The following is a 13,553-nucleotide window of genomic DNA, read 5'->3' as shown; positions in this document are numbered from 1 at the left end:
GACTGTGTCTGTCCTGCCTTCTGCCCTGCTGTCCGTCAAGGGGGCTGTGGCCGGTAACGGCCCTGACGCCCCGGTAGCCGCCCACTATGGCCAGCCGAACGCCGAGCAGCGGGCTCTGGCGGAGGGGACTGCGGTGGTGGATCTGTCGCACCGCGGCGTGGTGACCGTGACCGGCGCCGACCGGCTGACCTGGTTGAACGTGCTGAGCAGCCAGAAACTTGACCGCCTGGCGCCCGGTACCTCGAGCGAGACCCTGTTCCTGGACGTCCAGGGCCGGATCGAATTCGACTGTCACCTCGTGGACGACGGCGAGACGACCTGGCTCACCGTGGAGCCCGGGCATAGCGACGGGTTGACCGCCTGGCTGCAGAACATGAGGTTCGCCTCCCGTGTCGAGGTCGCCGACCGCACCGGGGAGATCTCCGTGCTCGGCTCGACCGCGGCCGTGCCCGGGTGGGATGCGGACGGTGACTCCGTGGCCGTCGCCCGGTGGCAGGACCCGTGGCCGGCCATCGGCGAAGGCGGTTTCCCCTATACCGCCGACCCGGATCCCGCCCAGCACCCGGCGGCCGACTGGACCTGGAACGAGTACCTCGTGCCGTCGTCGGTGCTGGCGGAGTCCGGGGTGGAGGCCCTGCCCGAGGGCTGGACCCTGGCCGGCACGATGTCCTCGGAGGCCCTGCGGGTAGCGGCTCTGCGCCCGCGGCAGGGCATGGACACGGATGAGCGGACCATCCCGCATGAGGTCGACCTGGTCCGTACCGCCGTGCACCTGGACAAGGGCTGCTACAAAGGCCAGGAGACCATCGCCCGGGTCCACAACCTGGGCCGGCCGCCGCGGCGCCTGACGTTCCTGCAGCTCGACGGCTCGGGCCACACCCTGCCGGCGCCCGGCTCCGATGTGGTGGCGCGGCCGGAGACGGAGGACCAGGCGGCGACGGCCCGGCCCGTCGGCACCCTGACCTCCGTGGCCCTGCACCACGAGATGGGCCCCATCGCGCTGGCCATGCTCAAGCGCAACACCGACCCCGAGGCCGGGCTGCTGGTGCGCAACGGATCGGCCGAGGACGGCTGGTCCTTCACCGCAGCGACCCAGGAGACGGTGGTCTCGCCGCAGGCCGGCCAGGTCCTCGGGCGCCAGACCGGATTCCTCCGCAAGGGCGGTCGCTGAGCCGGAGGGGCGACCGGCAGTATGGAAGGGCCGCGAGCCGGAGTGCCTCAGACCGACATGCCCTACTGGTCGAACAGCATCGTCGTCTGTGAACCGGCCAGCTCGAAGCCCAGTGATGCGGCCACCCGCTGCGCCCCGGTGTTGCCCAGCGCCGCCCGCCACTGGGGGATCAGGCCTTCCGTGACGGCCTCCTCCATCGCGACCGCACCGGCATACGACCCCAGTCCCATGAGCCGGACGTCCGGACGGACCAGGACGCCCAGGTGGGCGATCAGCCCCTGCCATTCCTCGTACCCGGCACCTGCCACCGGCCGACCGGCGGGGGTGCCCGCGCCGTCGTCGGGAATGAGGGTGAAGGTGGAGTCCAGTCCGGACAGGCCCACCTCGGTGAGGTCATCGGCAGGGCACTGGGCCTCCACCTCCTGGGCGTCCGCGGCCTCGTAGGACACCGCCACGGTGGAGGACCGGTCCAGCTCGGGGACCTCGTCCGCGTAGTACAGCACCCATTCGCCGAGGGATCGGGCGGAGTGCCCCGCCCCGAGGCGGATCATGGTCGATTCCAGGGCCAGGACCTCGTCGTCCAGACCCCGCGCCGCATCCAGCAGCCAGCTGGGCCCGTAGAGCACGGAGGTGCCGTACAGCCGGACGAAGGTGGCGATCCGGTCGTCCTCGAGGGGTTGGTCATCGATCGGCACCTCGATCCGGTGGCCCCCGGCGGCGGACGCCTCGGTGATCGCGCCGTCCTCGATCCCCAGGATGCGGGACCAGGCCAACTCGATGATCTGACGGGTATGGGTGTTGACGGGCATGCCGTCCACGCTACTACCGCCCGAACAGCACCTTGGCCTCGTCATAGCGATGCGCCGGGACCTCCTTGAGCCCGTCCAGCGCTGCCGCCAGGTCCACCTGCACGATCTCGGTGCCGTCCAGGGCGACCATCTGCCCGAACCGGCCCTGGGCGACCAGATCGATGGCGCCCATGCCGAAGCGCGTGGCCAGCACGCGGTCGAAGCCGGTGGGGGCGCCGCCGCGCTGGATGTGGCCCAGCACGGTGTTGCGTGTCTCGATCCCGGTGGTGTCCTCGATCTGGCGGGTGACCCATTCGCCGATGCCGCCCAGCCGCGGCCGTCCGGAGGCGTCCGCCCCACCCTCGGCCAGCGGATCGTCCTGGCCCTCGGGGACGAAGCCCTCGGCCACCACCACCAGGGGGGCGCGGCCGCGGTCATGCACCTGCTTGACCCACTCGCAGACCTGTTCCATGGAGGTGCGCTGTTCGGGGATGAGGATGGCGTGGGCGCCGGCGGACATCCCCGAGTGCAGGGCGATCCAGCCGACGTGCCGACCCATCACCTCGGCCACCATGCAGCGGTGGTGGGACTCGCCGGTGGTGCGCAGCCGGTCCATCGCGTCCGTGGCGATCGAGACGGCGGTGTCGAAGCCGAAGGTGTAGTCCGTGGCCTTCAGGTCGTTGTCGATCGTCTTCGGCACACCCACGAGGGGCACGCCCTCGTCCGCCAGCCGCTTTGCCCCGGCCAGGGTGCCCTCGCCGCCGATGACGACCACCGCGTCCAGGGCCCTCTCCGCCATCCGGGCCTTGATGTTCTCCGGTCCGCCGCCCGGGTGGTTGTACGGGTGGGTGCGCGAGGTGCCGAGGATGGTGCCGCCCGTGCGGGCCAGACCGCGGACCCTCTGCCGGGGCAGGTCTTCCATGTCCGCCTCGATCAGCCCACGCCAGCCGTCCCGGATGCCGACCAGCTCGTAGTCATAGGACTTGATCCCGTGCAGCACGGCCGATCGGATGACGGCGTTGAGGCCGGGGCAGTCCCCGCCGCTCGTGAGGAGGCCGACGCGCATGCTGGGGGTCCTTTCAGAGGGCTACAGGAACCTCCAACCTACAGAGGTCGTTGCGTTCCGGGGAACATGCGTTCCAGGGGGATGGTGTTGTCCTGCCACGGCAGCAGGATCCAGGCGATCACATACGCGGCGGGGCCGATCACCGGCAGGATGAAACTGAGCAGGACCACGATCCTGACCATCGTCGGGTCCCAGCCGAACTTGGCGGCGATCCCGCCGCAGATGCCGCCGATCCAGCGGCGCGGGCCGCGGCGGAAGGGGATGTTCCTCAGGGTGCGGTACAACGTGTCCATGGTGGATCTCCTCTATCGGGTCTTGCTTCGGGTGGCGCCGGCGATGCCGCCGGCCAGCAGGGCCGCGCCGCCGACCACGGCGAGCCCGATCATCACCAGCACCGGGTCCACGTTCCAGTCAAGCACGGTGACGGACAGGGACCATAGGGCCACCAGCAGGGCGATCACGCCCCACACGAGGGTGCCGGTACGCAGGGTTGAACCCTCCTGGGATGCCCCGGGCACGACGTCGGCCGGACCGTCGGTCTCGAAGGCCCGGTCGGCCGCGCGGTTGGCCTCATAGTGGCGGTCGTGCACCGTGCCGCGGGTGATCTCGTCCTCGAGGGCGTCGCCCTCGGGATCATGTTGGGGGGTGTACTCGGGGCGGGGGGTGGTCATGTCATTCACTCCTGCGTGGTGCTGGTGTCGGTGCTGGTGCTGGTGTCGGTGCTGTCGGTGCCGTCCGTCGTGGCGGTGGGCGCCTCGGCGCGGACGTTCAGCGTGGAGAAGGAGAGGTCTGCGTTCACCACGATCTGCTCGTCCCCGGGGGCGTCCACCACCCGGATGCGGCCGGCGTCGTCGGTGCCGAGGTTGGGTCCGCCCACGGAGCTGAAGGAACTCTCCACCTCCAGGTAGACGTCCACGTCATCCGGGACGACCAGGTCCACGGTGGAGAAGCTGAGGTCCATCTCCACGGGGTCCACCGTGGCGGCCGGGCCGCCCTCGAGGCCGGTGAGGTTGAGGGTGGCGTCACCGAAGCTCAGCTCGTAGCCGTCCGTGGGATTGCCGGACAGCACCCCGCCGTCCCAGTCGCCGCGCACGGACCAGGAGTCCCACGGGACTCCGTGGCCGTCGCTGAACGCGGCGCCGCCGGTCGCTCCGATCACGGGCAGGGCGAGGATGGCCGTGGTCACGGTCAGCCCGCCCCCGCCGCGGCCGGCGACCGCCCCGATGATCAGGCCGAGTGCCAGCACGGCGAGGGTGGTGGCCAGGGAGGCGGCCCAGATGACGGGCCACGAGGCCGTGAAGACGTCCAGGTACCGCAGCAGGGAGACTGCGGCTCCGGCCAGCACGGCCAGCCCGACGACGGCCAGCTGGGTCGAGCCCGCCAGCGAGGGTGGGGTGCGGTTCACCGGGGGTGCCGGTTGGTACGGGGGTTGGTGCGGGGGCTGGTAGGGGGGCCGGTACGGCGGCTGGTAGGCGGGGGCTGACATCGGTTCGGGTCCTTCCGGGACGGGGGAGGCGGAGGGTGGAGCGGAGGCGGCACCGGCGTACCAGCCGGTGTCCGAGGGCGCCAGGTAGATGGGTTCGGTGCCCGTGGGGCCGGCGCTGCCGGCGGTGCCCACTGGATTGGTTGAGGCCTCCGTGGATGCCGCGGTCGCCGAGGTTTCAGGGGAGCCGCCGGAACCGATGGCGCCCTGACGGCCCCTGGAGGCCACGAGCCAGACGAAGAAGCCGATGACCGCGAGCCCGACGATGCCGCCGAAGTCCCAGAAACCCTCACCCCGGCCGATCTGGCCGGGGATGCTGAACAGGTTGCCGATCCCCAGCACCACGGCGATCAGTGCGCCGGTGGTGCCGGAACTCCACCGTCCACGGGCGGCCTCCCGGGCGTGGATGCGGCCGTCGGGCTCGGGCAGGAACATCCAGGCCGCCCCGTAGAGCAGGACGGTCAGTCCGGCCGTCAGCAGGGTGAGGACCACGAACAGGGCGCGGCCCAGGGTGCGGTCCAGGCCGAGGCGTTCGGAGGCTCCGGCGACCACACCGCCGATCCAGCGGTTCGGGGAGCGCACGGTGCGCAGCGATTCGATCCAGGGGTAGAAGCCGCCGGGGTGGACATCGTTCTCGTTCATGGTTCCATCGTTGCCTCCCGCCGGCCTGTGCGGTATCCGTCATGCCCCTGATCCGACCCGGAGAACCCCCTGACCGGTGCCCGTCGAGGCCCCCGGAGCCTCCCGCGTCGGGCAGGATGGAGCCATGACCGCAGTGTCCGACCGTCTTCTGACCCGTCCCCGTGAGCACCGTGCCATTGCCGGCGTCTGTGCCGGGCTGGCGCGCTACCTCGGGTTGCCCCTGGGCTGGGTCCGGCTCGGGGTCGTGGCCCTGTCGCTGCTCAGCGGGGTCGGCGTGGTGTTCTACGCCTGGCTGTGGATCTTCGTCCCGGATGAGCGGGAGGCCGTGGTCGGCACCGCCGGACCCGTGCGCGGCGCCCCCGAGCAGACCCGGTCCTGGTCATCCCGCGTGAAGCTCGCCGACCTGCCGGAGTCCCTCGGCCGCGGCTGGCAGGTCGTCCTGGGCATCGTGCTCCTCGGCCTGGCCGCTGCCCTGACCCTCCAGATGGTGGCCGGCGTCGGGCTGAACTGGGGCATGCTCGGCCCGGCCACCGTCGTCCTGCTCGGCGTGGCACTGGTCTGGCTCCAGTTCGACGCCCTGCGCGGAGGCGCCGGTGAACACCGCGTCCACCGCGTCACCTTCCTCGTCCTCGGCCTGCTCCTGGTCATGGCGGGCATCCTGACGCTCGCCGCCGGATTCGTCGGCACCCAGGACCTGTGGCTCGGCCTCGTGGTGGCGCTGGTCATCCTGGCCGGCGTGACCCTCGTGGCCGCCCCCTGGGGGCTGAAGCTCTGGCGGGACGCCGCCGCGAAGTCCTCCGCGCTCGCGGTCCAGACCGAGCGGGCCGAGATCGCCGCCCACCTGCACGACTCCGTGCTGCAGACCCTCGCCCTGATCCAGCGGAACGCGGACGACTCGGCCACGGTCGCACGGCTCGCCCGCGCCCAGGAGCGCGACCTGCGCCAGTACCTCTACGCCGATCCCACCCGCCCGGACGGCAACCTGACGGACCGGCTGCAGGACCTCGCGGCCGCCATCGAGGACAACCACGGCCAGCCCATCGAGGTCGTCACGGCGGGCACCGCCACCGGCGGATGGCTGGACCCGGTGCTGCAGGCCTCCCGCGAGGCCATGCTCAACGCCGTGCGCCATGCAGGGCAGGGAGGCCCCGTGCGCGTCTACGCGGAAGCCGGCCCGGCCGCCGTCGAGGTCTTCGTGAAGGACCGCGGCCAGGGCTTCGACCTGGACGCCATCCCGCCGGACCGCCTCGGGATCCGGGAGTCCGTGATCGGCCGGATGGAGCGCGCCGGCGGGACGGCCGCCATTTCCACCGGCGAGGATGGCACTGAAGTCCGTCTGCACCTGCCGGTTCCCGAGGCACACCAGACCAGGAGAGAAGGACCCACCGTATGAGTACCAGTAACGCCGTCCGCGTCGTCATCGTGGACGACCACGCGATCTTCCGGACCGGGCTGAAGGCGGACCTGGACCCGGCCGCCGTCGAGGTGGTGGGCGAGGCCGGGGACGTGGACGCGGCGATCCGCGTCATCCACGAGACCGAGCCGGACGTGGTGCTGCTGGACGTGCACCTGCCCGGCGGGCGGGGCGGCGGCGGGGCCGAGGTGGCGGCCTCCTGCCAGTCACTGGCGCCCGAGGTGCGGTTCCTGGCGATCTCGGTCTCGGATTCCGCCGAGGACGTGGTGGCGGTGATCCGGGCCGGGGCCCGCGGCTACGTCACCAAGACCATCTCGGGGCCGGAGGTCTCGGACGCCGTGCGGCGGGTGGCCGGCGGGGACGCCGTGTTCTCGCCGCGGCTGGCCGGATTCGTGCTGGACGCCTTCGGCACCGCGGACGTGGCCGTGCGGGACGAGGAGTTGGACCGGCTCTCCGCCCGGGAACTCGAGGTCATGCGGCTGATTGCCCGCGGCTACACCTACCGTGAGGCCGCGAAGGACCTGTTCATCTCCGTGCGGACCATCGAGACCCACGTGTCCAACGTGCTGCGCAAGCTGCAGCTCTCCAACCGCCACGAGCTCACGCGCTGGGCGGGGGAGCGGGGATTGTTGTGACCGCGTCCGCCAACGCATCGACGTCCGCCTCCTGATGGGAGACCAGCACGGTGGTGCGGCCGGTCAGCCCCTCGGCCAGCAGGGCCCGGATCTGCGGGACCGCCTGGGCGTCCAGGGCGGCGAGCGGCTCGTCCAGCAGGACCAGATCCGGGCCTGAGGCCAGCACGCGGGCGATCGCGGTGCGCTGCGCCTGACCCCCGGAGAGTTGGTGTGGGCGGCGCCCGGCCAGGTGCCCCACCCCCATCCGCTCCAGCCAGTCCCGGGCCACCTGACGGCGCTGCGCGCGGTGTACGACGCCGGCCCGGCGCAGTCCGAAGGCGACGTTCGCCTCGGCCGTGAGGTGGGGGAAGAGCAGGGCATCCTGCGTCAGGTAGCCGACGTTCCGGCGTCGTGCGGGGGTCCAGGTGTGCGCATCGAAGAGGACGCGGTCCCCGAGGAGGGCGTGACCGGACTCCGGCCGCAGCCAGCCGGCCACGGCGGAGAGCACCGTCGACTTGCCGGCGCCGTTGGCCCCGGTCAGGGCGAGGGTCTGGCCCGGTTCCACCGTGAACCCGACGTCCACCCCGCGTTCGGGGACCACCACGTGGCAGTCCAGCCTCACGGGGTGCTTCCCCGGCGGCCGTAGGCCACCGTGATGACCACGAGCGCGACCACCACGAGGACCAGGGACAGGGCGACGGCAGCCTGCGGGTCCGTCTCGCGTTCCAGGTAGACCTGCAGGGGCAGCGTGCGGGTGGTGCCCTGCAGGGAGCCCGCGAAGGTGATCGTGGCTCCGAACTCGCCCAGGGCGCGGGCGAAGGTCAGGACCAGCCCGGAGACCAGTCCGGGCACGAGCAGCGGCAGCGTCACCGTGAAGAAGGTGCGCAGCGGCGAGGCCCCGAGGGACAGGGCCGTGCGCTCGTGGGCCTCCCCGCGGGTCAGTAGCGCCCCCTCGAGGGCCACCACGAGGAACGGCAGGGACACGAACACCTGCGCCATCACCACGGCGGTGGAGGTGAAGGCGATCTCGATCCCGAGCACGTGCAGGTGCTCTCCGATCAGGCCGCGCCGGCCGAAGGCCTCGGTCAGGGCGATGCCGCCGACCACGGGCGGGACCACCAGCGGCAACAGCACGAGGGCCCGGGCCAGGCTGCGGCCCGGGAAGTCCAGGCGGGTCAGGACCAGGGCCAGTGGGGTCCCGAGCAACAGGCAGATCGCGGCGGCCGTCAGGGCCGTGCGCAGGGAGAGCCCGAGGGCGTCGAGGGCGCTCGGGGAGGTCAGCAGTTCCGGCAGCCGGGCCGGGTCCACCCCGGCCAGGAGCGCGGCGAACGGCACCAGGAGGGCCAGCCCGCCGAGCAGTCCCACTGCGATCAGTGCCCCGGGGGGCCGGACTCGGACGGTGCGGTCGGGCAGGGCCATCGTGCGGCTACTTCGGAGGGCCGAAGCCATGGTCCTCCAACACTGACTGACCGTGGCCGGAGAGCACGTGGTCCACGAAGCTCCGGGCCAGCTCGGCCTGTTCCGGGCTGTGGTCGCCGGCGCCGCGCAGCACCGCGATCGGGTAGGTGTTCACGGCGGCCGCGGCGTGCTCGAGCGTGATGGTGTCCACGGCGTCCCCGGCCCCGGCGGCGTCCGTGACGTAGACCAGGCCCGCGTCCGCCTCCCCGGAGGTGACCTTGCCGAGGACGTCCGTCACCTGGGCCTCCTCGCTCACCGGGGTCAGCTCCACGCCGGCGTCCTCCGCCAGGGTGGCGGTGGCGGCACCGCAGGGGACCTGGGGCGCGCACACCACGAGCTTGGCATCAGAGTGCTCAAGGTCCTGCAGGGAGGAGAGGTCTGAGGGGTTGCCGGCAGGGGTGATGAGGGTCAGCATGTTGGTGGCGAAGGCGGTGGGATCCCCGGACACCTCCGAGGCCGCCACGGCCCGGTCCATGGTGTGCCCGTCGGCCGAGGCGAAGACGTCCGCCGGGGCGCCGGCGGTGATCTGCTCCACGAGCGTGGAGGAACCGGCGACGTTGTACTCGACCTCGGCCCCGGGGTACTCCGCCTCGAAGGTCTCGGCCAGTTCCTCGAACGGGGCGCCCAGGGAGGCGGCCGCGAAGACCGTGAGGGTGGCGTCCGTCTCGCCGGCGTGCACATCAGCGCCGGCGCAGCCGCTCAGGGTCAGGACCGCCAGGGACAGGACCGCCAGGGGTCGCACGGCGGTGTGGTTCACGGCGGATCTCATGGGGCCGTCTCGCGGTTGATGATCACGGTGGTCGCCTTGACCACGGCGGTGGCCGGCATCCCCGGTTCCAGGCCCAGTTCGCGCGCCGCCTCGGCGCTCATGAGGGACACCACCCGGAACGGGCCGCACTGCAACTCCACCTGGGCCATCACGGTGTCCATCACCACCCGGGTCACCAGGCCGGCAAAGGTGTTCCGGGCGGAGGTGGGCGCCTGATCGTCCGGTTCGTTCGAGGCTTCCCGGGCCAGGGCCGCCACCTCCACCCCGTCCACGGCGGCCTTGCCCGCGTCGTCCGTGCGCCCGGTCAGCCGCCCGGCCGTGACCCACCGGCGCACCGTGTCATCACTGACGCCCAGGTAGCGGGCGGCCTCGGAGACGCGCAGAAGAGTCATGCTCGCGACTCTAATGCACGCAGGTGCGGTTCAGGAGGGTCTTCTGGTCCGCATCTGCGGATTCTGTGGGGAGGGGTGGCGGGAGGGGTCAGCGGGAGAGGAGGGCGCGGATGCGCTCCACACCTTCGGCCAGATCCTCGTCTCCCAGGGCGTAGGACAGCCGCAGGAATCCCGAGGGGCCGAAGGCCTCTCCGGGCACGACGGCGACCTCGGCCTCCTCGAGGATGTAACCGGCCAGCTCGGCTGAGGTCTGGTGTTTCCCGCCCAGCGCACCGCGGACGTCCACGTACGCATAGAAGGCCCCCTCCGGCGTCGGGCAGGAGAATCCGGGCACCGTGTTGAGGCCGGTGACGATGGCCTTCCGGCGGCGGTCGAAGGCGGTCTTCATCTCGTCCACGGCATCCAGCGGCCCGGAGACGGCGGCCAGGGCCGCGCGCTGGGAGACGTTGGCGACGTTCGAGGTGGCGTGCGACTGCAGGTTGGTGGCGGCCTTGATGACGTCCACGGGGCCGGCCATCCAGCCCACGCGCCAGCCGGTCATGGCGTAGGTCTTGGCCACGCCGTTGAGGACGACCACCTGGTCGGCCAGCTCGGGCACGGCCGTGGCGATCGAGGTGAAGGGCACGCCGTCATAGGTGAGGTGCTCGTAGATCTCGTCCGTGACGACCCAGAGGCCGCGCTCGTGCGCCCAGCGGCCGATGGCGGCGGTCTCCTCGGGTGAGTAGACGGCACCGGTCGGATTGGAGGGGGAGACGAAGGAGAGCACCTTGGTGCGGTCGGTCACGGCGGCGTCGAGCTGCTCCACGGTGACCTTGTAGCCGTTCTCCGGCCCGGCGAAGACGTCGACGGGGACACCTCCGGCCAGCCGGATCGACTCAGGGTAGGTGGTCCAGTACGGGGTGGGGACGATGACCTCGTCGCCCGGATCCAGCAGCGCGGCGAAGGTGTTGTAGACCGCCTGTTTGCCGCCGTTGGTCACCAGGACCTGGGCCGGCTCGATCTGGAACCCGGAGTCACGCAGGGTCTTCTCCGCGATCGCCTGCTTCAGCTCCGGCAACCCGCTGGCGGGGGAGTAGCGGTGGTTCTTGGGGTCCCGCGCGGCCTGGACGGCCGCCTCGACGATGTAGTCAGGGGTGGGGAAGTCCGGCTCCCCGGCGCCGAACCCGATCACCGGGCGTCCAGCGGCCTTGAGCGCCTTCGCCTTCGCGTCCACGGCGAGGGTCGCGGACTCGGCGATCGAGCCGATCCGCTGGGATACGCGGCGGCGGGGCTGGGGGGACGGTGTGTTCGGCATGGGGTCCTTCCGGCGGGTGGATTCCGGGTGTCGTTGGGCTCCAGCCTAGTGGGCTGCCATGGCATGCCATAGCGTGGATGGCGCGGGATGGCGCGGGATGGCAGGCCGCCGGAGCAGGCCGGTTCGACTCACCGACGGTGATGACGTAAAGTTGTTCCCCGGTGTTGAAAAACACCACGCTGGGCCGTGCCATGGCATGTCCGTTCGGAGATGACATTCCGGCCCATAGGGTAGTGGCGCAATTGGTAGCGCAGCGGTCTCCAAAACCGCAGGTTGCAGGTTCGAGTCCTGTCTACCCTGCGCAGGGCGGTCCCGGTGATCCGGGGGCGCTCGGCAGGACAGTTTAAGTGTCGACCTAGCAAGTGAGGCCACGTGACCGAGGCAGCTGCGAACAGCACGGGGGATCAGTCCTCCGGGGCGCCGCGGAAGCGAGGCTTCTTCGGCCGCATCCCTCTGTTCTTGCGCCAGGTGGTGGACGAACTCAGGAAGGTCGTCACGCCCACCCGCGAGGAGCTGGTGAAGCTCACGGGCGTCGTGCTCGTCTTCGTGATCTTCATGATCTTGCTGGTCACCTTGTTGGACTTCTTGTTCGGCTCGGGTGCCTCCTTCGTCTTCGGCGACGGCAGCGCCTGAGTCCGCAGGCGGGTCTGCGCAGGGGGCGCACCACACCCGTCCCGCCGGAGGAGATGCCCTGCCGGAAGTACGTTGAACGCGTGAAGAAAGCAGGAACCAGTGTCCGAGCAGGAACTCGAACCGCAGGCCGACGCCCTAGCCGAGGCCGATGCCCTCGAAGAGGAGCAGTCCCAGCCGTCTCAGGACCCTCAGACCGCTGAGGACGCCGCCGTTGCCGGCGAGCCCGTCGTTCCGGCCGACCCGGCCGAGGAGTCGGAGGCTGAGGCAGAGGCGGAGGCTGAGGCAGACCCGCAGGTCGCCGTGGACCCCGCGATCGAGGCCGACGGGATCGATGAGGCCCACGACGAGACCGCGGAACCGGCCGTCGAGGCCTCCGAGGTCGATCCCGAGGCTGAGAGCCGTGAAGCCCCAGCCGAGGACGCTGAGGACCAGGGTGAGATGACCCTGCAGGAGGAGGACCTGGCCCAGAGCGGCGCTGAGTCCGCCGATCGGTCGGACGCCGACCTGGTGGGCGAGGACTCCCTGGACGTGGAGCCGGTCGCCGAGGCGGCGCCTGAAGTAGAGGCCGAGCCTGAGGTCGACCCCTCCGAGGAACTCCGGACCCGACTGCGCCGTCAGCCGGGCGACTGGTACGTCATCCACACCTATGCGGGCTACGAGAAGCGCGTGAAGACCAACCTGGAGACGCGTATCCAGACCCAGGAGATGGAGGACTACATCTATGAGATCGAAGTCCCCATGGAAGAGGTCGTGGAGATCCGCAACACCACGCGCAAGCTCGTCAACCGGGTGCGCATCCCCGGCTACGTGCTCGTGCGGATGGACCTGACCGACGCCTCGTGGGGCGTCGTCCGCCACACCCCGGGTGTGACCGGCTTCGTGGGCAACGCCCACGATCCGTTCCCGCTGTCCCTGGACGAGGTGCACTCCATGCTGGCCCCCTCGGCCCTGCAGGAGGCCACCAAGATGGCCGAGGCCGAAGGTCGTCCCGCCCCGGCCGGCGCCGGCGCCAACGCCCCGGCGATCGAGATCGATTTCGAGGTCGGCGAGGCGGTCACCGTCAACGACGGCCCGTTCGAGACGCTGCCGGCCACCATCTCCGAGGTCAAGGTCGAATCCCAGCAGCTCGTGGTCCTCGTGACCATCTTCGAGCGCGAGACCCCGGTCACCCTGTCCTTCAACCAGGTCACCAAGATCCGGTAGAGGACGTACAGACTTCGCCGCCGACCGGTTGCTTTGCCGGGCGGAGGGCGGACCGGCCACCGCGCCACGGTGGCCACCCGCTCCGGGCACACTCCTGTGCTCCGGGGAACACGCAAGAAGTTACAGAAGAAGGAGCCGATCATGGCCCCCAAGAAGAAGAAGGTCGCAGGCCTGATCAAGCTGCAGATCCAGGCAGGAGCGGCCAACCCGGCCCCTCCGATCGGCCCTGCGCTCGGTCAGCACGGCGTGAACATCATGGAGTTCTGCAAGGCGTACAACGCCGCGACGGAATCCCAGCGTGGCAACGTCGTCCCGGTCGAGATCACCGTGTACGAAGACCGTTCGTTCACCTTCATCACCAAGACCCCGCCGGCCGCTGAGCTGATCAAGAAGGCCGCCAAGGTCTCCAAGGGCTCCGCCACCCCGCATACGGACAAGGTCGGCAAGCTGACCAGCGCCCAGTGCGAGGAGATCGCCCAGACCAAGATGGAAGATCTCAACGCCAACGATCTCGCGGCTGCCACCAAGATCATCGCCGGCACCGCCCGCTCCATGGGCATCACCGTCGACGGCTGACGGAACCACCCACTTTTCGTCACCACAGTACTCACCCAGTGGCAGGGTCG

General features: G+C 70.8%; 16 protein-coding genes and 1 tRNA gene. 7 read left to right on the top strand and 10 right to left on the bottom strand.

Going from position 1 to position 13,553, the window contains the following annotated elements; translation table 11 throughout:
- Positions 1-4: 4 nt before the first annotated feature.
- Positions 5-1,171 carry a CAF17-like 4Fe-4S cluster assembly/insertion protein YgfZ gene (gene ygfZ / locus ACSU1G_RS30175; RefSeq protein WP_439284602.1) on the top strand — a complete coding sequence of 389 codons (1,167 nt, stop codon included), beginning with the start codon at positions 5-7 and terminating at the stop codon, positions 1,169-1,171.
- A gap of 62 nt (positions 1,172-1,233) precedes the next feature.
- On the opposite strand, the gene ACSU1G_RS30170 is transcribed toward ygfZ, so the two are convergent.
- The 5 genes from ACSU1G_RS30170 to ACSU1G_RS30150 are packed head-to-tail and all read right to left on the bottom strand — an operon-like array spanning position 1,234 to position 5,150.
- Complete coding sequence (locus ACSU1G_RS30170) at positions 1,234-1,980, bottom strand: GNAT family N-acetyltransferase (RefSeq protein ID WP_439284600.1); 747 nt, start codon at positions 1,978-1,980, stop codon at positions 1,234-1,236.
- Between the two features lie 13 nt (positions 1,981-1,993).
- Positions 1,994-3,025, bottom strand: a complete 1,032-nt coding sequence (locus ACSU1G_RS30165) for a 6-phosphofructokinase (RefSeq protein ID WP_439284598.1) — start codon at positions 3,023-3,025, stop codon at positions 1,994-1,996.
- Positions 3,026-3,063: 38 nt separating this feature from the next.
- Positions 3,064-3,318, bottom strand: coding sequence for a PspC domain-containing protein (locus ACSU1G_RS30160; protein ID WP_439284596.1), 255 nt, complete (start codon positions 3,316-3,318; stop codon positions 3,064-3,066).
- A 12-nt stretch (positions 3,319-3,330) separates the two neighbouring features.
- Positions 3,331-3,696, bottom strand: coding sequence for a hypothetical protein (locus ACSU1G_RS30155; RefSeq protein ID WP_439284594.1), 366 nt, complete (start codon positions 3,694-3,696; stop codon positions 3,331-3,333).
- A 5-nt stretch (positions 3,697-3,701) separates the two neighbouring features.
- Positions 3,702-5,150, bottom strand: coding sequence for a PspC domain-containing protein (locus ACSU1G_RS30150; protein WP_439284592.1), 1,449 nt, complete (start codon positions 5,148-5,150; stop codon positions 3,702-3,704).
- A gap of 124 nt (positions 5,151-5,274) precedes the next feature.
- Between ACSU1G_RS30150 and ACSU1G_RS30145 the strand changes: the two genes are divergently transcribed.
- The gene (locus tag ACSU1G_RS30145; protein WP_439284590.1) at positions 5,275-6,543 is read left to right on the top strand and encodes an ATP-binding protein; all 1,269 of its coding nucleotides are present in this window, start codon (positions 5,275-5,277) and stop codon (positions 6,541-6,543) included.
- On the top strand, positions 6,540-7,199 hold the full coding sequence (locus ACSU1G_RS30140; protein ID WP_439284588.1) for a response regulator: 660 nt from the start codon (positions 6,540-6,542) through the stop codon (positions 7,197-7,199). The genes ACSU1G_RS30145 and ACSU1G_RS30140 overlap by 4 nt, the downstream gene beginning before the upstream one ends.
- Here ACSU1G_RS30140 and ACSU1G_RS30135 read toward each other — a convergent pair.
- From ACSU1G_RS30135 to ACSU1G_RS30115, 5 genes are all read right to left on the bottom strand, one after another.
- Positions 7,165-7,800 carry a sulfate/molybdate ABC transporter ATP-binding protein gene (locus tag ACSU1G_RS30135; RefSeq protein WP_439284587.1) on the bottom strand — a complete coding sequence of 212 codons (636 nt, stop codon included), beginning with the start codon at positions 7,798-7,800 and terminating at the stop codon, positions 7,165-7,167. The two genes, ACSU1G_RS30140 and ACSU1G_RS30135, sit on opposite strands and share 35 nt — an antisense overlap.
- Positions 7,797-8,627 (bottom strand): ABC transporter permease, encoded by an 831-nt coding sequence (locus ACSU1G_RS30130; protein WP_439284585.1) that lies wholly within the window; start codon positions 8,625-8,627, stop codon positions 7,797-7,799. The genes ACSU1G_RS30135 and ACSU1G_RS30130 overlap by 4 nt, the downstream gene beginning before the upstream one ends.
- Positions 8,605-9,405, bottom strand: coding sequence for a molybdate ABC transporter substrate-binding protein (gene modA, locus ACSU1G_RS30125; protein WP_439284583.1), 801 nt, complete (start codon positions 9,403-9,405; stop codon positions 8,605-8,607). Before modA ends, ACSU1G_RS30130 begins: the two co-directional genes overlap by 23 nt.
- Entirely contained in the window at positions 9,402-9,797 is a 396-nt protein-coding gene (locus tag ACSU1G_RS30120; RefSeq protein ID WP_439284581.1) for a TOBE domain-containing protein, read from the bottom strand. Before ACSU1G_RS30120 ends, modA begins: the two co-directional genes overlap by 4 nt.
- 88 nt (positions 9,798-9,885) lie before the next feature.
- On the bottom strand, positions 9,886-11,091 hold the full coding sequence (locus ACSU1G_RS30115; RefSeq protein WP_439284579.1) for a pyridoxal phosphate-dependent aminotransferase: 1,206 nt from the start codon (positions 11,089-11,091) through the stop codon (positions 9,886-9,888).
- A 227-nt stretch (positions 11,092-11,318) separates the two neighbouring features.
- Here ACSU1G_RS30115 and ACSU1G_RS30110 point away from each other — a divergent pair.
- The 4 genes from ACSU1G_RS30110 to rplK all read left to right on the top strand — a co-directional run bounded on the left by ACSU1G_RS30110 (position 11,319) and on the right by rplK (position 13,503).
- Positions 11,319-11,391 (top strand) — tRNA-Trp (locus tag ACSU1G_RS30110).
- A 72-nt stretch (positions 11,392-11,463) separates the two neighbouring features.
- A complete protein-coding gene (gene secE, locus ACSU1G_RS30105) occupies positions 11,464-11,724 on the top strand; it encodes a preprotein translocase subunit SecE (protein ID WP_439284578.1) in 261 nt (86 codons plus the stop codon).
- A gap of 438 nt (positions 11,725-12,162) precedes the next feature.
- The gene (gene nusG / locus ACSU1G_RS30100; protein ID WP_439284721.1) at positions 12,163-12,927 is read left to right on the top strand and encodes a transcription termination/antitermination protein NusG; all 765 of its coding nucleotides are present in this window, start codon (positions 12,163-12,165) and stop codon (positions 12,925-12,927) included.
- 141 nt (positions 12,928-13,068) lie between these two features.
- A complete protein-coding gene (gene rplK, locus ACSU1G_RS30095) occupies positions 13,069-13,503 on the top strand; it encodes a 50S ribosomal protein L11 (RefSeq protein WP_439284576.1) in 435 nt (144 codons plus the stop codon).
- Positions 13,504-13,553: the final 50 nt, after the last annotated feature.

Source organism: Microbacterium sp. A93 (genome assembly GCF_051842835.1).
The sequence above is the reverse complement of the archived record's forward strand: the minus strand, read 5'-3'. Positions and strand labels throughout refer to the sequence as shown.

What these genes read in the sequence shown, in the direction of transcription:
- ACSU1G_RS30170 (WP_439284600.1), bottom strand. Translation starts at nt 1,980, where the DNA reads ATGCCCGTCAACACCCATACCCGTCAGATCATCGAGTTGGCCTGGTCC.
- ACSU1G_RS30165 (WP_439284598.1), bottom strand. Translation starts at nt 3,025, where the DNA reads ATGCGCGTCGGCCTCCTCACGAGCGGCGGGGACTGCCCCGGCCTCAAC.
- ACSU1G_RS30160 (WP_439284596.1), bottom strand. Translation starts at nt 3,318, where the DNA reads ATGGACACGTTGTACCGCACCCTGAGGAACATCCCCTTCCGCCGCGGC.
- ACSU1G_RS30155 (WP_439284594.1), bottom strand. Translation starts at nt 3,696, where the DNA reads ATGACCACCCCCCGCCCCGAGTACACCCCCCAACATGATCCCGAGGGC.
- ACSU1G_RS30150 (WP_439284592.1), bottom strand. Translation starts at nt 5,150, where the DNA reads ATGAACGAGAACGATGTCCACCCCGGCGGCTTCTACCCCTGGATCGAA.
- ACSU1G_RS30145 (WP_439284590.1), top strand. Translation starts at nt 5,275, where the DNA reads ATGACCGCAGTGTCCGACCGTCTTCTGACCCGTCCCCGTGAGCACCGT.
- ACSU1G_RS30140 (WP_439284588.1), top strand. Translation starts at nt 6,540, where the DNA reads ATGAGTACCAGTAACGCCGTCCGCGTCGTCATCGTGGACGACCACGCG.
- ACSU1G_RS30130 (WP_439284585.1), bottom strand. Translation starts at nt 8,627, where the DNA reads ATGGCTTCGGCCCTCCGAAGTAGCCGCACGATGGCCCTGCCCGACCGC.
- modA (WP_439284583.1), bottom strand. Translation starts at nt 9,405, where the DNA reads ATGAGATCCGCCGTGAACCACACCGCCGTGCGACCCCTGGCGGTCCTG.
- ACSU1G_RS30120 (WP_439284581.1), bottom strand. Translation starts at nt 9,797, where the DNA reads ATGACTCTTCTGCGCGTCTCCGAGGCCGCCCGCTACCTGGGCGTCAGT.
- ACSU1G_RS30115 (WP_439284579.1), bottom strand. Translation starts at nt 11,091, where the DNA reads ATGCCGAACACACCGTCCCCCCAGCCCCGCCGCCGCGTATCCCAGCGG.
- nusG (WP_439284721.1), top strand. Translation starts at nt 12,163, where the DNA reads ATGACCCTGCAGGAGGAGGACCTGGCCCAGAGCGGCGCTGAGTCCGCC.
- rplK (WP_439284576.1), top strand. Translation starts at nt 13,069, where the DNA reads ATGGCCCCCAAGAAGAAGAAGGTCGCAGGCCTGATCAAGCTGCAGATC.